The sequence below is a fragment of the Pedobacter sp. genome (assembly GCF_041645105.1).
In the GTDB taxonomy this organism is placed as follows: Bacteria; Bacteroidota; Bacteroidia; order Sphingobacteriales; family Sphingobacteriaceae; genus Pedobacter.
Genome location: NZ_JBAZQQ010000001.1, coordinates 1,297,687 through 1,318,683 on the forward strand (window position 1 = coordinate 1,297,687; position 20,997 = coordinate 1,318,683).

At 36.9% G+C, this 20,997-nt stretch carries 21 protein-coding genes; 10 read left to right on the forward strand and 11 right to left on the reverse strand.

Annotated features, from left to right (window positions below):
- The first annotated feature begins 13 nt into the window (after positions 1–13).
- The 4 genes from WC623_RS05565 to WC623_RS05580 are packed head-to-tail and all read left to right on the forward strand — an operon-like array spanning position 14 to position 3,278.
- Positions 14–1,420: a hemolysin family protein gene (locus tag WC623_RS05565; protein ID WP_372848769.1), complete on the forward strand. Its 1,407-nt coding sequence runs from the start codon at positions 14–16 to the stop codon at positions 1,418–1,420.
- Between the two features lie 9 nt (positions 1,421–1,429).
- Positions 1,430–2,134 (forward strand): 16S rRNA (uracil(1498)-N(3))-methyltransferase, encoded by a 705-nt coding sequence (locus WC623_RS05570; RefSeq protein WP_372848771.1) that lies wholly within the window; start codon positions 1,430–1,432, stop codon positions 2,132–2,134.
- On the forward strand, positions 2,131–2,781 hold the full coding sequence (locus tag WC623_RS05575) for a DUF4159 domain-containing protein (protein ID WP_372848773.1): 651 nt from the start codon (positions 2,131–2,133) through the stop codon (positions 2,779–2,781). The genes WC623_RS05570 and WC623_RS05575 overlap by 4 nt, the downstream gene beginning before the upstream one ends.
- A gap of 2 nt (positions 2,782–2,783) precedes the next feature.
- Positions 2,784–3,278 (forward strand): biotin/lipoyl-containing protein, encoded by a 495-nt coding sequence (locus WC623_RS05580; RefSeq protein ID WP_372848775.1) that lies wholly within the window; start codon positions 2,784–2,786, stop codon positions 3,276–3,278.
- 84 nt (positions 3,279–3,362) lie between these two features.
- Here the strand turns inward: WC623_RS05580 and WC623_RS05585 are convergent, their stop codons facing one another.
- Positions 3,363–4,931, reverse strand: a complete 1,569-nt coding sequence (locus tag WC623_RS05585) for an SUMF1/EgtB/PvdO family nonheme iron enzyme (RefSeq protein WP_372848777.1) — start codon at positions 4,929–4,931, stop codon at positions 3,363–3,365.
- A 224-nt stretch (positions 4,932–5,155) separates the two neighbouring features.
- On the opposite strand from WC623_RS05585, the gene porV reads away from it, so the two are divergent.
- Both porV and ispF read left to right on the forward strand, forming a co-directional pair.
- Positions 5,156–6,337 (forward strand): type IX secretion system outer membrane channel protein PorV, encoded by a 1,182-nt coding sequence (gene porV / locus WC623_RS05590; RefSeq protein ID WP_372848779.1) that lies wholly within the window; start codon positions 5,156–5,158, stop codon positions 6,335–6,337.
- Between the two features lie 68 nt (positions 6,338–6,405).
- Positions 6,406–6,885, forward strand: coding sequence for a 2-C-methyl-D-erythritol 2,4-cyclodiphosphate synthase (ispF, locus tag WC623_RS05595; RefSeq protein ID WP_372848781.1), 480 nt, complete (start codon positions 6,406–6,408; stop codon positions 6,883–6,885).
- A 390-nt stretch (positions 6,886–7,275) separates the two neighbouring features.
- Here the strand turns inward: ispF and WC623_RS05600 are convergent, their stop codons facing one another.
- The 9 genes from WC623_RS05600 to WC623_RS05640 all read right to left on the reverse strand — a co-directional run bounded on the left by WC623_RS05600 (position 7,276) and on the right by WC623_RS05640 (position 14,554).
- Complete coding sequence (locus WC623_RS05600) at positions 7,276–8,148, reverse strand: pirin family protein (RefSeq protein ID WP_372848783.1); 873 nt, start codon at positions 8,146–8,148, stop codon at positions 7,276–7,278.
- A 47-nt stretch (positions 8,149–8,195) separates the two neighbouring features.
- Positions 8,196–8,726 (reverse strand): YceI family protein, encoded by a 531-nt coding sequence (locus WC623_RS05605; RefSeq protein ID WP_372848785.1) that lies wholly within the window; start codon positions 8,724–8,726, stop codon positions 8,196–8,198.
- 92 nt (positions 8,727–8,818) lie between these two features.
- Complete coding sequence (locus WC623_RS05610) at positions 8,819–9,409, reverse strand: Crp/Fnr family transcriptional regulator (RefSeq protein WP_372848787.1); 591 nt, start codon at positions 9,407–9,409, stop codon at positions 8,819–8,821.
- Positions 9,410–9,426: 17 nt separating this feature from the next.
- Positions 9,427–9,588 (reverse strand): FeoB-associated Cys-rich membrane protein, encoded by a 162-nt coding sequence (locus WC623_RS05615; protein ID WP_372848789.1) that lies wholly within the window; start codon positions 9,586–9,588, stop codon positions 9,427–9,429.
- 50 nt (positions 9,589–9,638) lie between these two features.
- The gene (locus WC623_RS05620) at positions 9,639–10,826 is read right to left on the reverse strand and encodes a hypothetical protein (RefSeq protein WP_372848791.1); all 1,188 of its coding nucleotides are present in this window, start codon (positions 10,824–10,826) and stop codon (positions 9,639–9,641) included.
- Positions 10,819–11,658 (reverse strand): type 1 glutamine amidotransferase, encoded by an 840-nt coding sequence (locus WC623_RS05625; protein ID WP_372848793.1) that lies wholly within the window; start codon positions 11,656–11,658, stop codon positions 10,819–10,821. Before WC623_RS05625 ends, WC623_RS05620 begins: the two co-directional genes overlap by 8 nt.
- A 5-nt stretch (positions 11,659–11,663) precedes the next feature.
- On the reverse strand, positions 11,664–12,767 hold the full coding sequence (locus WC623_RS05630) for a carboxylate-amine ligase (protein WP_372848795.1): 1,104 nt from the start codon (positions 12,765–12,767) through the stop codon (positions 11,664–11,666).
- Between the two features lie 55 nt (positions 12,768–12,822).
- Complete coding sequence (locus tag WC623_RS05635; RefSeq protein WP_372848797.1) at positions 12,823–13,800, reverse strand: RimK family alpha-L-glutamate ligase; 978 nt, start codon at positions 13,798–13,800, stop codon at positions 12,823–12,825.
- Positions 13,801–13,846: 46 nt separating this feature from the next.
- Positions 13,847–14,554, reverse strand: coding sequence for an esterase family protein (locus WC623_RS05640; RefSeq protein WP_372848799.1), 708 nt, complete (start codon positions 14,552–14,554; stop codon positions 13,847–13,849).
- Positions 14,555–14,635: 81 nt separating this feature from the next.
- Here WC623_RS05640 and WC623_RS05645 point away from each other — a divergent pair, with 81 nt between their 5' ends.
- From WC623_RS05645 to WC623_RS05655, 3 genes are all read left to right on the forward strand, one after another.
- Entirely contained in the window at positions 14,636–15,550 is a 915-nt protein-coding gene (locus WC623_RS05645; RefSeq protein ID WP_372848801.1) for an alpha/beta hydrolase, read from the forward strand.
- 101 nt (positions 15,551–15,651) lie between these two features.
- The gene (gene typA, locus WC623_RS05650) at positions 15,652–17,457 is read left to right on the forward strand and encodes a translational GTPase TypA (RefSeq protein ID WP_372848803.1); all 1,806 of its coding nucleotides are present in this window, start codon (positions 15,652–15,654) and stop codon (positions 17,455–17,457) included.
- Between the two features lie 147 nt (positions 17,458–17,604).
- Positions 17,605–18,384 carry a class I SAM-dependent methyltransferase gene (locus tag WC623_RS05655; RefSeq protein WP_372848805.1) on the forward strand — a complete coding sequence of 260 codons (780 nt, stop codon included), beginning with the start codon at positions 17,605–17,607 and terminating at the stop codon, positions 18,382–18,384.
- Positions 18,385–18,386: 2 nt separating this feature from the next.
- Here WC623_RS05655 and WC623_RS05660 read toward each other — a convergent pair whose 3' ends face one another.
- On the reverse strand, positions 18,387–19,874 hold the full coding sequence (locus tag WC623_RS05660; protein WP_372848807.1) for a polysaccharide biosynthesis protein: 1,488 nt from the start codon (positions 19,872–19,874) through the stop codon (positions 18,387–18,389).
- Between the two features lie 95 nt (positions 19,875–19,969).
- On the opposite strand from WC623_RS05660, the gene WC623_RS05665 reads away from it, so the two are divergent.
- Entirely contained in the window at positions 19,970–20,983 is a 1,014-nt protein-coding gene (locus tag WC623_RS05665; protein ID WP_372848809.1) for a glycosyltransferase, read from the forward strand.
- The last annotated feature ends 14 nt before the right edge of the window (positions 20,984–20,997 follow it).

Consider the following 20,997-nt stretch of genomic DNA (forward strand, 5'->3'; position numbering starts at 1 on the left):
TTATCCCGTCAGTATGTCTGCTATTACATTTCTTAGTGCATTTTTACCAGTACCGATAGTAACTGTATTGGTTACCCCCGGTGCTGCAGACGCAGATCCAGTAGGCTGGCGTCTGCTATTTGCATTATTTCTTGTATTTCTAAATGGTTTTTTTGTTGCAGCAGAATTTGCAATAGTTAAGGTTCGTGCTTCGCAAATAGAGATTAAGGCAAAATCTGGGAGTAGGGTTGGTAAAATGGCTAAAAATATTGTCCATAACCTGGACGGTTATTTAGCAGCAACGCAACTTGGAATTACATTGGCTTCTCTTGGTTTGGGATGGGTTGGTGAAGGTGTGATGCATACCATCTTCCAAAATATGTTTATTAGTTTCAATCTTAATGTTAGTGATGCTGTAATTCATTCTGCATCTACAATCACGGCCTTTGCTATCATTACAATTATGCACATTGTATTTGGAGAGTTGGCACCAAAATCTTTAGCAATACAACGCCCCGTTGCAACTACTTTGTTTATTTCTATTCCATTACAAATCTTTTACGTTGTTTTAAAACCGTTCATTTGGGCGTTGAATAGCCTGGCGGCTATTATTTTAAAACCATTTGGAATTGATACTGCTGGTGGACATGAATCTTTGCATAGTAATGAAGAACTACAATACTTATTAGATCAGGGTAAAGAAAGCGGTGCTTTAGAAGACAATGAACATGAGCTGATTAAAAATGTTTTCGATTTTAATGAGCGTGTAGTAAGGAATATTATGGTTCCGAGGACAAAAATTTCTGGGGTGGAGTTAAATACTCCAAAAATGGAAGTCGTGTCGAAGATTATAACTGAAGGTTATTCCCGCTTGCCAGTATATGATACTATCATCGATAAGATCATCGGTATTGTGCATGCTAAAGACCTTTTGCCTTTGCTAGCTGATAACAAGGACTGGGTGTTAAGTGACATCATCAGAAAGCCTTATTTTGTGCCAGAAACTAAAAAAATTAATGACCTGCTTAGTGAGCTTCAACAAAAACGCATTCAGATTGCTATTGTAATTGATGAGTTTGGGGGAACGGCTGGAATGGTTACACTTGAAGATATTGTTGAAGAGATTGTTGGTGAGATTCAGGATGAGTATGATGAAGAAAAACCGATCGTAGAAAGGATTTCGGATTCAGAATTTATCATCAATGCTTACGCAACGGTTTATGATGTGAATGAGCATTTACCTCACGACCTTCCGGAAGATGAAGATTTTGATACTGTCGGTGGATTAGTATCTCATGCTTTTGGAAAGATTCCGGAGGTAGGAGATAGTGAAGAATGCTATGGTTACTTATTTACCATTCTTAAGAAAACCGAACAAAATATTGAGACAATAAAGATGGAGCTTGTTATTAATAAAAGTGATGCGATAGACTTACATTAAACTAAAATCATGCACGTTTTTTATACCCCTGATATCAACGGTAATGCGTATGTCTTAAATGAGGAAGAAAGCAAGCATTGTATTAAAGTTTTGCGTTTGAGTATTGGGACCGTTGTTTATCTGATTGATGGTGTTGGAGGTCTTTATAAAGCTGAAATTACTGGTGAACATAAAAAGCATGTTACATTAAAGGTAATTGAAGCCACTCATGAGTATCAGAAATCTAATCATCATCTTCATATTGCAATTGCTCCTACAAAAAATATAGACAGATTGGAGTGGTTTCTCGAAAAGGCTACAGAAATGGGCATTCAAGAAATCACTCCTGTTATTTGCGACAGATCGGAAAGGAAAGTCGTTAAGGAAGATAGATTGTACAAAGTGGTTACATCTGCTGTAAAGCAATCCCTACAAGCATATCATCCAGTAATTAATCCACAGATATCTTTGTCTGCCTTCTTAAAACAGAATAACGAGAGCGTAAAAATGATTGCGCATTGCCTGAACAATGAGCCCAGACAGTTTATTTCTGATGTCGCCAAGCCAAGGGAACGTTATACCATTTTAATTGGACCCGAAGGTGATTTCACGACCAATGAAATTGAAATGGCTTTGACAATTGGCTATAAACCTTTAACTTTAGGTAATACACGATTAAGAACAGAAACAGCTGGACTAGCTGCTTGTTTTGAAGTGAATTATTTAAACAGATGAAGATAAGAGCTTTACTTTTTTTATGGGTGCTGCTGAGCAGTTTTGGAATGCCGACCTATAAAATGGCTAAGCTTAAATATAATGGAGGGGGCGATTGGTATGCCAATCGTACTGCGTTACCTAATCTGATAGACTTCTGTAATAAAAACCTTAAAACTAATTTTGCGGCTCAGGAAGACATTGTTGAAGTGGGAAGTAAAGATATCTTCAATTATCCTTTTGTTTATCTTACGGGGCACGGAAATGTTGTTTTTAGTGGTGCTGAAGCAAATAACCTACGGAAGTATTTAACAGGGGGAGGTTTTCTGCATATTGACGATAATTATGGTTTGGATAAGTTTATCCGTATTGAAATGAAAAAGGTTTTTCCTGAGTTGTCTTTTACAGAATTGCCAGCAAATCATAGTATTTATAATCAAAAATTTAAATTTCCTAACGGGCTTCCTAAAATACATGAACATGATGGTAAACCTGCAAAAGGGTATGCTCTGATCTGGGAAGGGAGAGTCGTTTGTTATTACACGTTTGAGTGCGATTTAGGGAATGGTTGGGAGGATTTTGGAACTTACCCTGATGATACACAGGAAAAGCGAACTACTGCGCTTAAAATGGGCGCAAATTTAATTCAATATGCATTAACACAGTAACTATGAATGTAAAAGTAAATGACAGGTATGGCTTTGAGGTTGAGGTAGAACAGCAAGTGTTGAGCGTAGGGGGAGCTGAACTTCAAATAGATGTAGCTGGTCTTTCTGTTGGACACGCCCATATCCTGCATAAGAACAAATCTTATAAAGTGGAACTTGTTTCTGAAGATAAAGAAGAGAAAACAAGTTTGATTAAGGTGAATGGAAGGCTATATAAAGTGACTATTGAAGATCAATATGATATTTTATTAAAGCAACTTGGCTTTGATATAGCTAAGGGTAATAAAATGCTTGAAATTAAAGCACCAATGCCTGGTTTGGTATTGAATGTTATTGTGGAAGCTGGACAAGAGGTTAATAAAGGGGATAATTTACTGATTCTGGAAGCGATGAAAATGGAGAATATAATTAAATCACCAAGTAGTGGAACTGTAAAAAAGATCTTAGTCAGTAAGGGCGATAAGGTTGAAAAGAATGAGATATTAATTCAGTTTTAATCGTGTGCCTAATTTAGCCAACAGGCAGGCATAAAAAAAGTCTCCAACTTTAAGTCGGAGACTTTTTTGCTATTACATGATATTTTATCTGCCTCTGAATGGTTTTGAAGGCTTAGCCTTAAACTGTGGCTTTCCATAAGATCTGATTTCTGGAGATCCCTGCATGTCCATTGCGCAACGGAAACCTATATCAGCCGATGATTCATCTTGCTGTAAAAAACGTCTGCTAGCAGGATTAAGCCATAATGCCTGATCGTTCCAAGAACCACCTTTGTATACTCTCGATTTGTCATTTACAAGAGTAATCTCGCCATAAAGCTCACTTTGAGGATCTCTAAAACCTCTTTGATCAGCATAGTTGTTCTTTAAAGAGTCTGCAGGTTTTGATGCAGCAGCTTGTTTCTCTGCCCAGGTTTGTTTTTTAGCATATAATGCTTCTGTCATCACTGGTCTGTTATATTTATCTACAGCGATTTTCCCTGTAGTAGGATCAGAAATCTTTTTATCCAGATATAAGTTACCCCTAAACGGGTTGAAAGCATCAGCAGCCTCGAATGTGTTTGCACGGTAAACGTCACGAACCCATTCATTTACATTCCCTGCCATATTGTAAAGACCAAAATCGTTTGGTGTATACGATCTTACGGCAACAGTTATTCCTCCTTTATCATTCAAGGAACCTCCAACACCCATATAGTCGCCTTTGGTTCTTTTAAAGTTGGCAAGAATTAAACCTCTGGTACTTTTTTTAGCAGAGCTTAAACCTAAACCACTCCATGGATAAATTTTGTTATCATTGATGTTTTCGTATTGGGTATTTCCAATAAGTCCTAATGCAGCATATTCCCATTCCGTTTCAAAAGGTAAACGGTAAGCTGATTTTAAAATACCGTCTTCAAGTCTGACATTTCTTGTTGCCATATTTTTTCCAGTGCCATTTTCAGCATTTGAAGGGTTTAAGTCCTTCATTGCTCTTTTACCTTTATCATCTATTTGGTTGTTTAAATAGGTTCCGGTACTGAAGGGACCTTGAGAGCCAGTAGAAGCAGTGGCATTTGCTGTACCTCCATTCTTATCTTTAAAGCTTGTCATATAGCCGCGTTCACGAAGTAGTAATTCGTTAACCCTGTCAGTTCTCCATTCGCAATAACGTTCTGCCTGTTCCCAGGTAACACCAACTACAGGATAATCCTGGTAAGCTGGATGTCTTAAATAGTTATCTACATAAGGCTCATTATATGATAATGGTCTGCGCCAAACCAATGTGTCGGGTAACTCATTATAGTAATATTCATAGTCTTTTGGGAAATTTGTCTTGATCCAATTTAGATATTCAAGCCAGTTGGTATTTGAAACCTCGGTTTCATCCATATAAAAAGAGTTAACCGTAATTTCTCTTTTGTGATTGTAATTTCCTAACTCCTGACCTGGGACATTAATTGCACTACCACCAATTACAAATGCACCACCTTCAATCTCTACCAAACCTGGCCCCGGACCTCTTTTGTATCGGTTATTAACTGTAAAACCACCATATTCTTTTTTGTTGTAGGCCATTCCCGTTTTATCTGAAGTTCCTGATTTGGACTTACAGGAAACTAAAGAGGCAGCTGCCATGAGAGAAATGATTGAATATAAGGATGTTCTTTTCATTTATTGTTGTATAAATCGATCTTTATTTTTTATCAAGTAGAGCAAATAAGCATTGACAATGATAAGAGATAAAATTACATAAAAAAAGGATTATGCTGCAAGAAGATAATTAATAAAGTTAAAATAGTCTATCAGTTTAAAACCATGGGTTAACTGAGTAATACTTTGAAATTAATAAACACTATGGTAACTTGCGTTCAATAATTGTTAAATTATCTACAGGGATGAATCTAGGGTGTTTTGTAAAAACTGCTTTAAGCTTATTTTTCTTGGTTGCAGTTTATACAGAACTGTATGGTCAGGTTGTGGAATCAGGAACCCTGACCAATGGTAGTGACCGTAATAATATCGTTGTTGCAGTGCCATTTTTACTTATCTCTCCTGATGCCCGAATGGGAGGGATGGGAGAAGTTGGCGTAGCAGTGCAACCTGATGGAAATGCAATGGGAATTAACCCTTCAAAACTTGCATTTTTGGAAAGTAAATATGGGTTCTCAATTTCTTATAGCCCCTGGTTAAAGAATCTGGTGCCTGATGTTAGCCTGAGCTATTTGAGTGGATTTTATAAGTTAGATGAGAAAACAGTTCTAGGGGCCTCATTGAGATATTTTAACCTTGGAGAGATCCAGCTAACAGACGTTAATCAACAAGAATTAGGTGTTTATAGTCCTAATGAATTGGCTTTTGATGTTACTTATGCACGACAAATGAGTGAGTCCTTTTCTTTAGGAACTTCCTTAAGATATATTCATTCGAATCTTACTTCCGGACAGTTTTCTTCTGTACAGCAAACTAAAGCTGGAACGGCTGTAGCGGTAGATGTGTCAGCTTATTTTAAGAAGCCGACGATTTTTTTAGGTAGTGATGCTATACTTTCTGCTGGACTTTATCTGTCGAATATTGGAACTAAAATAAGCTATTCTGAACGGGGAAATGCTTCTTTCTTACCTACAAATCTGAAAATTGGTGGGGCATCTACATTCTTTATTGATGATGTTAGTCAATTTACTTTCGCACTTGATTTTAATAAATTAATGGTTCCTACTCAGCCGATTTATGATGTTGATGGAAGAATAATTGCAGGAAGAGATCCTGGTAGGTCAGTTCCTGCTGGTATATTTGGTTCATTTAGCGACGCACCAGGTGGGTTTAAGGAGGAAGTGAAAGAAATAAATATTGCCGCTGGAATGGAGTATTGGTATGATCAGCAATTTGCTTTTAGAGCAGGCTATTTTTATGAAAGCCCCCAGAAGGGAAATAGGCGTTATTTTACATTAGGAGCTGGATTAAAGTATAATATTTTTAATATTGATATTGCCTACTTACTTGCTAATTCACAAGACAGCCCCTTAGCTAATACACTTAGGTTCTCGCTGCTTTTTAATTTTGGAAAGGCACAGCAATAGTGGTTTCTATAAAAAGGAAGAAAAATATCGGTTGATGTATTATTTTGAGTAAAAACAAATTAGATAAAATGAAAATTAAAGTAGGATTTGGGTTTGATGTTCATCAATTAAAAGACAATCATCCATTTATCGTTGGAGGAGTCGATCTGGAACATCATAGAGGGGCTTTTGGACATTCCGATGCTGATGTACTTTTGCATGCAATATGTGATGCGTTGCTTGGAGCTGCCAACTTAAGAGATATTGGTTATCATTTTCAAAATACAGATGATCGTTGGAAAGGGATCAGTAGTCTAATTCTATTACAGGAAAGTGTTAAACTGCTAAAGGAAAAAGGATATGAAATAGGTAATATTGATGCTGCCCTTTGTCTGGAAGCGCCTAAAATTAATCCGCATATTCCTGCAATGCAGAAAAATATTGCTGAGGCTGCCGGAATTTCTATTGATGATATTTCTATCAAAGCGACTACAAATGAACAAATGGGGTTCATTGGCAGAGAAGAAGGAGTAGTGGCGTATGCGGTGTGCTTAATTCAGAAGGCTTAAAACAACATTGAAAAATAACCATTCTCTTCATCGCGGGAATCTTTTTCTGAAGGGAAAAAGTTCCAATGCTCTTCAGAGAAGGTAATTTTTCTGTCAAGCAGGGAGCTTAGAAAGCCGGATGTTTAGTTTTTGCCCTTGCTAAACTTATTTATTCCCTGTTTGATATCCTTAATTTTACTAATATGTTGGTGCTTAATCTGTATTGAAAGCTTATAAAGATCAACACTATACTTATAACCTTTGCAAGGAATTGAAGCGGTACTACACATTGTTTCTGCACTATCCTTAATTAGCTTGCTTGAAAAGGAAAATTACCTTCTCTGAAGAAGCCTCAGGCGCTTTTGCCCTTCAGCAAAAGATGCCAGATTCTGAAGAGAATGGTTGTTTTCCTCATTCTAAATACCCGAACTTACCTTCATTATAATCTGCAAGTGCTTGCTGGATTTCCGCTGTAGTATTCATTAAGAAGGGGCCGTACTGAGCAATAGGCTCATTAATAGGTTCTCCACTAAGCACAAGTACTATGCAGTTTTCGAGGGCTTCAATTTCAATATCAGTTCCCTCATTTTTGAAATAAACAAACTCATCAGCATTGGCAACTTCATTGCCATTAATTTCAATACTTCCTTCAATAATTACAATACCAGTATTATAGTTTGATGGAAAGCTAAACTTTGCTTTACCACCAGCATTTAACCTGGCATTATAGACATTAAGAGGGCTGAAGGTACTGGCTGAGCCTTTGGTGTCCTCATATGTCCCAGCAATTACTTCAATAGTTCCCGCGTCATCAGCTAGATCATGTTTAGCAATATCTTCATATTTGATACCCTGATATTTTGGGCGGCTCATTTTATCTTTTGCCGGTAAATTGACCCATAGTTGTACCATTTGAAAATAGCCCCCTTTTTTACTGAATTCTGGCTCGTGGTATTCCTTGTGTAATATTCCACTGGCAGCTGTCATCCATTGTACATCTCCGGGGTAAATTATACCACTGTTTCCTGCACTATCATGATGTGCTACTGCCCCATGATAAGCAATTGTTACTGTCTCAAACCCTCTATGTGGATGTACATCAACTCCTCGCGGTTCATTCCTGGCCGAGAATACAATTTTAGAATTGTAGTCGAGCATGAAAAAAGGGCTCATTTTAATTTTATATCCTTTTGGGAAGAAATTATGAACTCTAAATCCGTCCCCAACCATATGAGGTGCCGGCGCGCTTAACACGGCCGATACCTGTTTAATATTTGCTTCCAATTTGTCTCCTTTCTTGTTTTATGACCTGGATGCTAATTGTCTTTTAATTAAGCTTGTTTTACGAATTGTAATTCACCTAAAATCTTAACTTCTTCACTTACCATTACGCCACCAGTTTCCAAAGCAGCATTCCATGTTAAACCAAAGTCTGTTCTGTTGATTTTTCCACTAATAGTAAAACCAGCTTTTGTATTTCCCCATGGATCTGTAGCGATACCACCAAATTCTACTGCTAATTTTACAGGTTTTGTTACACCTTTAATACTTAAGTCACCTTTTAATGTATAGTCACTACCGTCTTTAGTTAAAGATGTAGATTCAAAAGAAACTTTAGGGAATTCATCAGCATTAAAGAAATCGCCACTTTTCAGGTGATTGTCACGGTCATTATTTCCTGTGTCTATCGATGCGGTCTCTGCCTCAAATTTTACTTGTGCATTTTCAAAATCATCCGACTCGGAAGTTAATGATGCTGTTAAAACATTAAGACTCCCAGTAACAGTAGTAATCATTAAGTGTTTTACTTTAAATTGAAGTTCGCTGTGTGTAGGATCTAATGTCCAATTAGTAGTTGCCATAATTTTATGTTTTATTTTATTTAGTTAATAATTTAATAACACAAAGTTAGGGGCTTATGTATCGCCAGACATTGATGTATGATAAGAAAATGTTAAGGTTTGAAATGCTTGTGAGCCAAGTCTTTGCGGACACGACTTAAAGACTCAGGAGTAATGCCTAAATATGAGGCAATCATCCATTGTGGCACTCTTAAAGTTAGGTTGGGGTAAAGTTTTATGAAATTCAGATATCGCTCTTCAGCAGTTGCACTTAACAGCATGTTGATGCGTTTTTGCATAAATCTGATAGAGTTATTAAGAATCGTGTGATTTAAATCGTTCATGCAAGGGACGACTTTAGCTGATTCGTTAATATAGTCTTTAGGAATTACGATGGCTTCTGTATGCTCAATTGCGTCGATAAAGAATTCCGAAGCCTCATTAAAAAGCATGCCATTTCTATCAGATAGCCACCATTGCTCAGGGGCAAATTGTATAATATGCGTTTTCCCTTTGCTATCTATAGAATAGCTGCGTAATAGGCCATCTACCACAAAATATCCATGTGCTGAAACTTCCCCCTTCATCAGGATCATTTCATTCTTTTCAAAGCGCTTGACCTTTAGCTTATCGGAAATGAGATTAAACTGCTCATCTGTAATGGCAACCTTGTCTTGTAAATAGGCTTTAAATTGTTCCAGCATATGGTTATAGATGAAATCTATTTTTTATCAGGTTTGATATTTGAAAAGTCGACTCCACATTTACCGCAACCTGAGGCGCAGCTTCCACTTTTAGGAAAAGCAGAGCGATATATGATGCGGCCAATATAAAATATAGCGGCTACAAACAATAAGGTCACTAATATGCTTTGAATGTCCATAATACAAAAATAACAAGCCCCATGTCAATTGGAGTCTGTTGAATGTCAATTTAGCTTTCCATTAGTCCAATTGTGCCTCCAACCCAATCAAAATCTTGGTTGTATCTAACTCCAATCATCTTTCCTTTACTTAATCGCGCAAGATTTATACAAAGTTTTGGTTCAGCATTGTCTGGCCATAGATACATTAGTCGGATTTCTACTTTTACTCCTCCATCAGGTGCTTGTACCAACGGCTCGTAATTTACTTTTTTTTGCAATATCCAATTCTCAGGGTCGCTAATAAGTTGTATATCTTCTTTGGTTACATCTATAATTACGCCCATGCCGGCAAAAGAAAATAATGGTTTCAATACATAATTCTCCAAATCAGAAGGGATTTCGGTTAAATTGTTAAGAAAGAGTGTTTCAGGAGCAAAATTGCTTTTCAGAAATGGCATCGTGTATTTGCTGATTCTGTAAAACCAATTTGGATGTGTAATCCACTCTATATTTAATGCTTCCCTTGGATCAAAGCTATTGTTAAATATATCCGTCTGATCAGCAATTTCATCAAAAATAAGCCGGTTGTAAATGCGTTTTAACTGTATTTTATTATCACCTTCCTGGTAAAAAAGATTTTTACCTTCCTTAATAATGTCTGTCAGACTTAATATTTTAATCCCTAAAAGTTGCTGCGTTAATAAAAAGTCAATCGCTGTTTTCTGATTTAATGCATCAGTATCCATTAATGCAACTTCATAAGGCTGATGCATTCCTACGATTACTTGTTTAAGCATGGCTATGTAGCTCTCCTCATTTAATCCTTCAAAATAAGGAGTGAAAGGATTTGGTAATGCATAGCTATTTTTATAGATTTTAGCTAAATGAGGTTGAAATCCGTATAGAGAAGGAAAGCCTTGCATCTCGATTAATTTTGGTATTATTTTTCCATGGTCATCTTTGCAAATGCCAAAGTCGAAAGTAAGGAAGTGTGGATGGTCATTTTCATCCGGGACATTCCATTGTTCGGGAATGGAATTCTCTGTAAGCGTTTTAAAATCAGGTTGTTTAATGAGGTCTATTATTTCCTGTCCAGCAGCAATTAACTGTTCTTTAAGATCTTTGGGGATAAAAACAGGTGTTTCTGCTACTCTAAATGGAATTTTAGTTAGTCCACTTTCAATTGCAGATAAAAAATTTAAGTATTTTGCTTCAGAAAAAGAGTTGTTAAATATACTCCTGTAACGATCAATCATATGATGCTTCCTGTAAGGTGTTTATAGCTTCGTTTAAAAAATTTGGTAGTACGATTTGCTGTGTTAATGCAATTCTATTAGGGTTATCAAGGCTATTTAACATATCATGATATTTTTCTTCACCATGATTTTCAACGATAGCTCTTTTTTTGTCTTCCTGTAAAAGGTATGACTTCATGCCGATGGGATCTGCTTCAGGGTGAAATTGGGTTCCTACAATCTCTTTTGTAAAGCGGACAGACATTACACAACGTTCCAGGTCAATATGGGGCCTGTCTTTCTCGAGAGCCAAAACTTTAGCATTTTTAATAGCAAAGGGTTGGTCATCAGGATTTGTTACTTGCCAGTCACGGCTGTCTACGGTATAAAAAGGGTTGTTTAATCCATTAAATACTGGATCATTTTCTCCCTCTTCGGTTAGAAATATCGGGAATATGCCAAAGGCTGTTGAACGTCTTTTTATGACTTGCCCTACACCGAACTTTCTACAGGCCATCTGAAACGAATGGCAAATTAGGAAGACATGCTTTTTCTTATGCTCATTTGTAAGATTAAAAGATTCAATAAGATCAAGCAGATTAAAAAAATCATTTTCCCACTTAAGGCCCTTTCCTTCATAAGGGCTACCAGGCCCACCGCTCGATATATATATATCATATTCCAAATCTGGTATTTCGCCTTTTTGTCTTAAATCGAATATGTTAATCGATAACGTAATTTCGTAATTCTTCTGATAGCGCAACAAGACTTCCTGTATTCCACGCATCCCCTGGTTGGTTACGCCATTATTCATATCAATAACCGCAACCTTTATCTTTCTTCTATCAGTCATGTTAACTATTTAGCCCCAATTAGTGTTTGTGTGGTGATATAGTCAACCACGGATTCAAAGTTACCAAATTGTTCGTAAACAGCCAATTGCCTGTCTGCGCCAGTCCCGTGTTCAAGTATTTTTAACACATAGTTAATTTCGTTTCTACACCCTAATTCATCGACAACATCATCAACAAAATCAAGAAGTTCTAATACCAGATTACGACAGTTGACTTCCATTTCCTTACCAAAATCGATCAGGCTTCCATCTATACCATACCGAGCTGCTCTCCATTTGTTTTCGTTGATTAGTGCTCTTGAATAACTAATGAAGTTTAGATTTTGTAGTCGTAGTTTATACAGTTTAGCACATAAAGCTTGAAACAAAGCAGTGAAAGCCATGGTTTCATCGATCAACATAGGGCAGTCACAAATTCTGAATTCTATGGTTTCAAAAAATGGATGCACCCGTATGTCCCACCATATTTTTTTAGCATTGTCGATACAATTGGTTTTAATCAACAGCTTTACATAGTTATCATAGTCCTCAATGCTGTTAAAAATATCTGGAATTCCTGTACGTGGGAATTTGTCGAATATTTTTGTTCGGAATGATTTATATCCTGTATTTCTGCTTTCCCAGAAAGGGGAGTTGGTTGACAATGCAAATACGTGAGGTAAGAAGTACCTTACCTGATTAGCAATGTGAATCGCAAGTTCTCTAGACTGAAAGCCGACGTGCACGTGCAATCCGAAAATCAGGTTTGAACGAGCCGCCTCTTGTAGTTCATTTACGATTTCGTTGTAACGCGGATGTTCGGTAATAAGTTGTTTCTCCCAATGAGAAAAAGGGTGAGTGCCTGCGGCTCCGATACGTAAACCTTGTTCACCAGCTAACTGCGAAACGGTATATCTGAGCTGAGAAATTTCTTCACGTGCCTGGTCTGTGTTCCTGCAAATGCCAGTGCCGACTTCCACTACTGCCTGGTGCATCTCGGCTTTTACCTGGTCTTTATGGATCTTTTGAGCAGCCTCAACTATTTTTTGATCATGAGATGTTAGTTCCCTTGTTACAGGGTCTATAATCATATATTCTTCCTCTATGCCGAGTGTAAATTCGTTCATCATGTCTTTCCCTCCGATTGATTAGCGTTATTTTCTTTTTCCTTTAAAGTTCTGGCCATTAATTCTTAGCGATACTTTTTTTAATTAGCGGTAAGCCTGCTGCTGAAGTTCTGATATACTCACCCCATGTCAGGTTGTCCAGGCCATCAACATGTGCTTTTGCTCTTTCAATTGCATATTGTGCGCTTGTTTCTACCACCCAGTCGAAATTCTCCTTGCCCACGCTAGCTATATCTGCATCAGGAGCTGGATTGCAGAAATCAATAGCATATGGAATACCATCACGGACTGCAAATTCAACTGTGTTGAAATCGTATCCTAAATATTTATTCAACTTTATAACATAATCATGAATAGTTTGAAGGAGTTGTGCGTTAGATGGAGGGGCATCTACAACATACCTTAAGTGAAAAGGATTACGTGGTTCATACTGCATAATATGAACATGTTTGCCACCTATACAATAGCATCTGAAATACTCATCAAAAATGATTTCCTCTTGCAGCATCATAACTGTTTGTTTCGTTTGACTGTGTTTGTCGAAAAAATCTTCTTTGTCATTGAGTTTGTACACATCTTTCCAGCCACCACCATCAAAAGGCTTCATATAAGCGGGGAAACCTATATAATTAAAAATGCCTTCCCAATCAAGGGGGAATGCAAGGTTACTGAAAGACTCATCAGAGGTGTCGTCTGGTTGTTCGTAAGAGGGAAGTAGAGCCGTTTTCGGTACAGGGATGCCCAATTTTTCTGCAAGGGCATTGTTAAAGAATTTTTCGTCAGCGCTCCACCAGAACGGATTGTTGATTACAGCTGTCCCGGTAACTGCAGCATTCTTCATAGCTGCCCGATAAAAAGGAACACCCTGTGAGATGCGGTCTATAATCACCGCATAATCTAAAGGCTCTGCCTGAAATATCTTGTCAATACTAACAGCTTCAGCTTTAAATTCATCACCCCCGATTTCATTTATACGCTTCACAAAAGCCTCAGGAAAAGATCTTTCCTTGCCAAATAAGATTCCAATTTTCTTCATAGGTATAATAGATGTATAATATTCTTTAGTAGATTAGTTTGATTATTTATGGTAATTGAGCAAGGTATTCAGGTAACATTTGTCGCCAAATAGGCCAATCGTGATCAGCATTTTGTCTTATATCAAGCCAATGATTAATTCCTTTTTCGTTTAAAGTTTGTGAGAGGCGTTCGTTATCTGTTCTGCAGATGTCTCTGTCAGAAGTTCCCAGTATAATTCTCATCTGCCATAAATCCGGATTGTTGTCGTTTGGAATAAAATCAACAGGATTGTTAAAGTAAACATCGTCATTGTAAAAACCTTCTAGCTGTCCTCTTATGTCGAAAGCACCACTCATGCTAAACATATGACTTACAAGCCATGGGTGGCGAAAAGCAAAATTTGCAGCATGATAGCCTCCAAAACTGCAGCCTGCAGTAATGATCCTGGCGTGACCTGTTTCTTGGCGTGCAAGGGTTGATACCTCTTCAAGAATCAATTTATCATAATAAATATGATTCCTTACTCTTTCCGCAGGATGAGCACTCATATTATACCAGCTCATCTTATCGATACTGTCTACACAATAGATCTTGACTTTACCCTCTTCAATGAACCAACTTATTGAGTCGATCATTTTAAAATCTTTATTTTCATAGTACCGACCCATGCTGGTAGGGAACAACAGAACCGGATAACCACTATGCCCAAAAGTGAGGAGTTCAAAATCAGCATTCAGGTTGTGACTGTACCATTTTTTATATGCTTCCTCCATACCTTAATAGTTAGATGCTTTAAGTTAGAAAAACAATTTGTTAAACAGCAAGTATTCAATACTTTTATTCTAAGATTTTGGATGAAATGTAAAAATAAAGCTATAGCTAACTATTGTCGTGCTGAGAATATTACCTTTGTTCGATTATTTTTTGAGATAGGGATTTGTTGGATTATGTATAGTGTGATGTTACTTCCGGAAGTTATAAAAACTGAATGTATTTTTAAATCTGTTCATCTGAAAAGGGATGTTGAATTAGAGTTCTTTATCCCAGAAGGATTAATGGGTAATGAAATATTAAACCTGTTGTTGCTTAATGATGGACAGGATACCGATGGTCTTTGTCTTCACGAGACATTAAATAACCTTTATCAAACCAATAAAATAGAGCCGCTTGTTGTTGTGGCAATTAAGGCTTCTGCAGATCGCTTACAGGAGTATGGCATAGCTGGGAATCCTGACTATTTAGGACGTGGAGCTAAGGCTTCAATCTATACAGAATTCATCATTAACGAGTTATTGCCTTTTATACAAGGCGAGGTTGATTTTCCTATTAATGGTAAAAGGGCGTTTGCAGGTTTTTCTTTAGGTGGGCTAACTGCTTTTGATATCGCCTGGAACAATGATAATTATTTTGATGCTGTTGGCGTATTTTCCGGTGCCTTCTGGTGGCGTAAAAAAGATTTAAAAGATGGTTACACGGATGAGGACCGCATATTGCATCATTGCATTAGGATTACAGGATCCAAGCCTGACCTCAAATTTTGGTTGATGACAGGTACTGAAGATGAGAAAGCAGACCGTAATAGGAACTTCATTATAGACTCTATCGATGATTCTATTGATGTGATAAAGGAATTACTTATAAAGGGCTATAAGCGACCTGATGATATTACTTATTACGAAATGGTTGGTGGTAAACATGATATTCAGACTTGGGGAAAAGCGATGCTTCCCTTCCTAATGTGGGCGTTTGGTCGGAAGCCTCAGACATAAAGCTATCTTTTTTTTGTAAGTTTTTTCTACATCGGACATAGCTAATCGCTTGATATGTCGATCATAAACTGTATCTTTGCGGCAAAAATCATACGCATTTTATGCAAAAAATCAGAAATATAGCTATCATAGCCCACGTTGACCACGGTAAAACTACACTGGTTGATAAGATCTTACATTCATGTTCAATCTTTCGTGATAATGAACAGTCGGGAGATTTAATACTTGACAACAATGATCTGGAACGTGAGCGAGGGATTACCATCGTATCTAAAAACGTTTCCGTACAGTATAAAGATGTAAAGATCAACATTATCGATACTCCTGGTCACGCCGATTTTGGTGGTGAGGTTGAGCGTGTATTGAAAATGGCTGATGGCGTGTTGTTACTGTGTGATGCATTTGAAGGTGCAATGCCTCAAACACGTTTTGTTACGCAGAAAGCTTTAGCATTGGGACTAAAACCAATTGTAGTTGTAAATAAAGTAGATAAAGAAAACTGTCGCCCTGAAGAGGTTTATGAGCAAATTTTCGAATTGTTCTTTAATCTTGAGGCTACCGAAGAGCAGTTAGACTTCCCGGTAATATATGGGTCATCAAAACAAGGTTGGATGAGTACTGATTGGAAAGTGCCAACAACTGATATTTTTGCATTGTTAGATGCTGTTGTTGCTAATATTCCTGCTGCTCCAACAAATGATGGAACTTTACAAATGCAGATTACTTCTTTAGATTATTCATCTTTTGTTGGTCGTATTGCAATTGGACGTGTACATCGCGGCAGCATTAAAGAAAATCAACCAGTTACCTTGATTAAACGTGACGGTAAAGTTGTAAAATCAAGAGTAAAAGAGCTTTATACTTTCGAAGGATTGGGTAAGATTCGTACTACTGAAGTGAAATCTGGCGATATCTGTGCGGTTGTAGGTATAGAAGGATTTGAAATTGGTGATACTATCTCTGATTTTGATGCTCCGGAACAATTACCTGTAATCAAAATTGATGAGCCAACAATGAACATGTTGTTCACGATCAACAACTCACCGTTTTTTGGTAAAGAAGGTAAGTTTGTAACTTCACAAAGAATCAGAGAGCGTTTATATAAGGAAATGGAGAAAAACTTAGCCCTTAAAGTGGTTGAGACGGAATCTCCAGATGCTTATTTGGTGTATGGAAGAGGTATTCTCCATTTATCAGTATTGATTGAGACCATGCGTCGCGAAGGATATGAAATTCAGGTTGGACAGCCACAGGTTATCGTTAAAGAAATTGATGGTAAGAAATGTGAGCCAATTGAGACTTTAATCGTTGATGTTCCTGGTGAAGTTGCTGGTAAGGTTATTGAATTGGTTACTCAGCGTAAAGGTGAGTTATTAGTTATGGAGCCTAAAGGGGATTTGCAACACTTGGAATTCGAGATTCCATCACGTGGTATCATTGGTTTAAGAAATAACATTTTGACAGCTACTGCTGGAGAAGCTATTATGGCACACCGTTTCAAAGCTTATGAGCCTTGGAAAGGAACTATTCCTGGTAGGTTAAATGGTGTATTAGTATCTATGGATAAAGGTACAACTACCGCTTATTCAATTGATAAATTGCAAGACCGTGGACGTTTCTTTGTTGATCCGGGAGTTGATATTTATGAAGGACAGATCCTTGGTGAGCACATTCGCGATAATGACTTAGTGATTAACATTGTTAAAGGTAAAGCACTAACTAACATGCGTGCTTCAGGTACAGATGATAATACACGTATTGCTCCAGCTATTAAATTCTCATTAGAGGAGGCAATGGAGTATATTCAGGCTGACGAATATATAGAAGTAACACCAGCAAGCATGCGCTTGCGTAAAATATATTTAACAGAAAACGAGCGTAAAGTTAACGCTAAGAAGTTCGTTTAATACTTAGATAAGCTAATGAAAAGCTGCCCTGTATTTCAGGGTAGCTTTTTTTTTGAAAAAATAAGACACTTTTTGGCCAGTACATTCAAAAGATATTGATCCATTTTTTGCAAAGTTTTGATACATTTGAAAAAACAAAAATGAAGTATGGAAGATAGTACGTTGAGAGATATTTTTTATCAACATGAAGGACGTTTAATTCATAAATGGGACCATTACTTTGAGATTTATGAAAGATACTTCTCTAAGTATAAAGGTAAAAAACTGAACATACTTGAAATAGGGATCTCTCATGGAGGTTCATTACAAATGTGGAAGAAGTATTTTGGTGCTGATGTAAATATCTATGCAATAGATATCAATCCTGAATGCCAAAAGTTTGAAGATGAGCATACTAAAATTTTTATAGGATCACAAAGCGACCCGGTTTTTCTTAAAAGGGTTATTGACCAACTGCCTGAGCTGGATATTATTCTTGACGATGGTGGACATACTATGATCCAGCAAAAGGTTTCATTTGAAATGTTGTACCTAAAAGTGAAAGAGGGTGGAGTATATATGGTAGAAGATACACACACTTCATATTGGTACGAGTTTCATGGTGGATATAAGAAGAAAACTACGTTTATTGAATATTCAAAAAACCTGATTGATTCATTATACAGAGATCATATTCTGAAACAAGATCAGTTGATTTTAAACGAGATTACTGATCATATCAGTTGTATTACTTTTTTTGATAGTGTGGTTGTTTTTGAGAAGTTAAAGCGTCCCAATGCTTTTCATATCAGAAAAGGCAATAAAATAAATCCACCGTATACTCCTCCGGAATTGAAAAAGGAAACGATATGGATGAAAATTAAAGGCAGGCTATTTGGAAGGCCTGAGAATAAATTTATCACCAACGATAAGGGGAACTTAAACTAGTTTTACTTAGTTGTTCCTTTTAAATATTTGTTTACCAGATTGTTTATTAAATTATTAATGTCTTCGGATAAGCGTAAGTAATAGGCTGTTCCGCAAAACAACAATGTAATTAATCCGGCGCGAAGAATACTGTCTAAAATAAAGTTGGAGAATGAAGGTATTGCATTTACGATCGCGTAAACTGCAATACCTGTAATTATCGTTATGGGAGTTTTGTAAGAAAATGGCTGCATTTTAAAAACGAGAAGTATAAACAAATATCTCGATAAATTGAAAATGAGTAGGGTGACCGCAGAAGCAATGGCTGCGCCTGTTATTCCATAAACCGGAATGAGGATTAGATTAGCTATAATAGTTACACCTATCATTGCAAGGCTGAAGTAAGACTCATATTTATAAAATTTAGATGTTGCTACGATCACACCATTTACGCCCGTGGATGCTTCTATCAAATAACCAATGCCAATAAAAAAGATTACATATTGTCCGGAGTCGTATGCAGCAGGTAATATGTGATAGATGTTATGGATATTTGCCCAGATCAATAAAAATAAGAAGAGGGTAGCAATCAGCTGGTTGATGCAGCTTTTTTTATAAATAGACTTAATCTCCTGTGTGTTTTCATTTTTCCATGCTTCTGCAATAACTGTGTAAGAGATACTGTATAGGGAACGTGCGGGCAAGCTGATGATAGTTCCAATTGTAAAAGCTAAAGTGTAAACTCCAGTACTTGTTAAACCAAACTCTTCATTAATCATATACCTATCAATATTTTGGATAAGAAATGGAGCTGTGCCGGTTAGAATTCCAAAAAAGCAGAGATGAATGATTTGTCTTCTAAGTGGTTTGTCAATAAACTTAAGGTTTAGGCGAAATGACAATTGATTTCGTTTATGTAAGCGATAGGCAATCATTCCTGTCGGAATGATGTTAACAATCAGCCAAACCCACATAAAGGTTTCAAAGCTCACGGAATTTACCAATAGCAGCAACAATGCGCCTAATACTAATAAACGGTTGGTAAATTCCTTTAAAACCTTACCCATGGTAGTATCATATTGCATTCTGGAGTAGAGTTCCAGAATATTGAAAACCATAGTAAAAAACGTTAAAGGAATGAGTTGCCAGTAATAGGTCGCGAATAAGTTATTCTGATCATCCTTGTCTTGTACAATTTGATCTTTTAAAAAATATGCTGCAATACAAAATAATACAAAGCCTAAAATAGAAATCAGGAATGCCAAACCCAAGTAGCCATTATCGTGATTTTCTGGATTGCGGAAGTAAGGGAAAATTCTGGCAGTAGCATTAAATCCAAGAACTGATACCTGAGCAAATAATACAGAAAACGTAGTTAACAAGCCTATTAAGCCAACTTGTTCGGGACTTAAAACATGAGGTTGTATAAGATAAGCGGAAAAAAAGCCAATTAAAACACCCAGATATGAGTAAAAGGTTCCTTTTATTGTCTGTTGCTGAATAATGCCCATCCCTGATATAGATCGTTTTAGTATATTTTTAATGCAAATTAGTTTTCTGCCGTATTGTAATATGTGCGTTTATGTTGTAAACTTGCAATAATAAGATGGCAAAGATAACATATAATATTTGTGTGTTAATTGTTACCTACAGTAATAGGTGGCAATTTTTAGAACAGGTATTGAGGCGGGTAACTACGCTCGAAAACGTAACAAATATTATAGTGGTTGATAACGCTTCAACTTATAGTGTTGCACAAAATTGTAATTTATTACAAGATGAGCGCATTACGGTCATTGCTAATGCCAAAAATGAAGGCTCAGCCGGTGGTTACAAAGTGGGGCTAAAGCACTTCATGACAAAAACGGCTGCTAGTTTTGTCTGGCTGCTTGATGATGACAACATGCCGGCTCCTGATGCACTTGATAAACTTACCGGAGAATGGGCTTCTATGCCTGGGCATGATCAGCAGAAAGCGCTCTTTTCGCTCCGACCAGATAGGAAGGAACATGTAATGATTGCTCAGGGCGAAGATGCAAAGCGTTTTTATATGGTGGCCAATAGTTTCATGGGCTTTAACCTATTTAGAACACCTCTTAATCAATATTATAAATTACGTGATCGATTGTTCCAGCGCAATCAGGTTAAGAAAAATGCAAGGCTTCCCTATGCACCTTACGGTGGAATGTTCTTTCATAAGCGAATGATTGATTTGATAGGATATCCTGAAGCAGAATTTTTTGTATATGCAGATGATTCAGAATATACTTATCGGATCACCGAAAAGGGAGGGCAAATCTGGCTCATTCCTGGCAGTACAATTACAGATATCGATAAATCATATGGGATTACTTATAAGCGGAAGTTCTGGAAATCAATATATCTGGATCTCTGGGGTTTTCGTACCTATTACCAAGTCCGCAATAGTGTTTATTTTTATGACCAGGTGAATGTAAGTAATCGTCTGGTGTATGGATTTAATAAGTGGCTATTTTTGTCCGGACAATGGATTATTAGCAAGTTAACAAGTAAACAGGCTAATTATAATAAGCTTTTAAAAGCAATTCATGACGGATTAACAGGTAGTTTAGGGAAAGTGAATCCAGAAAAATATAGTTAGATTTGAAGTGTAAT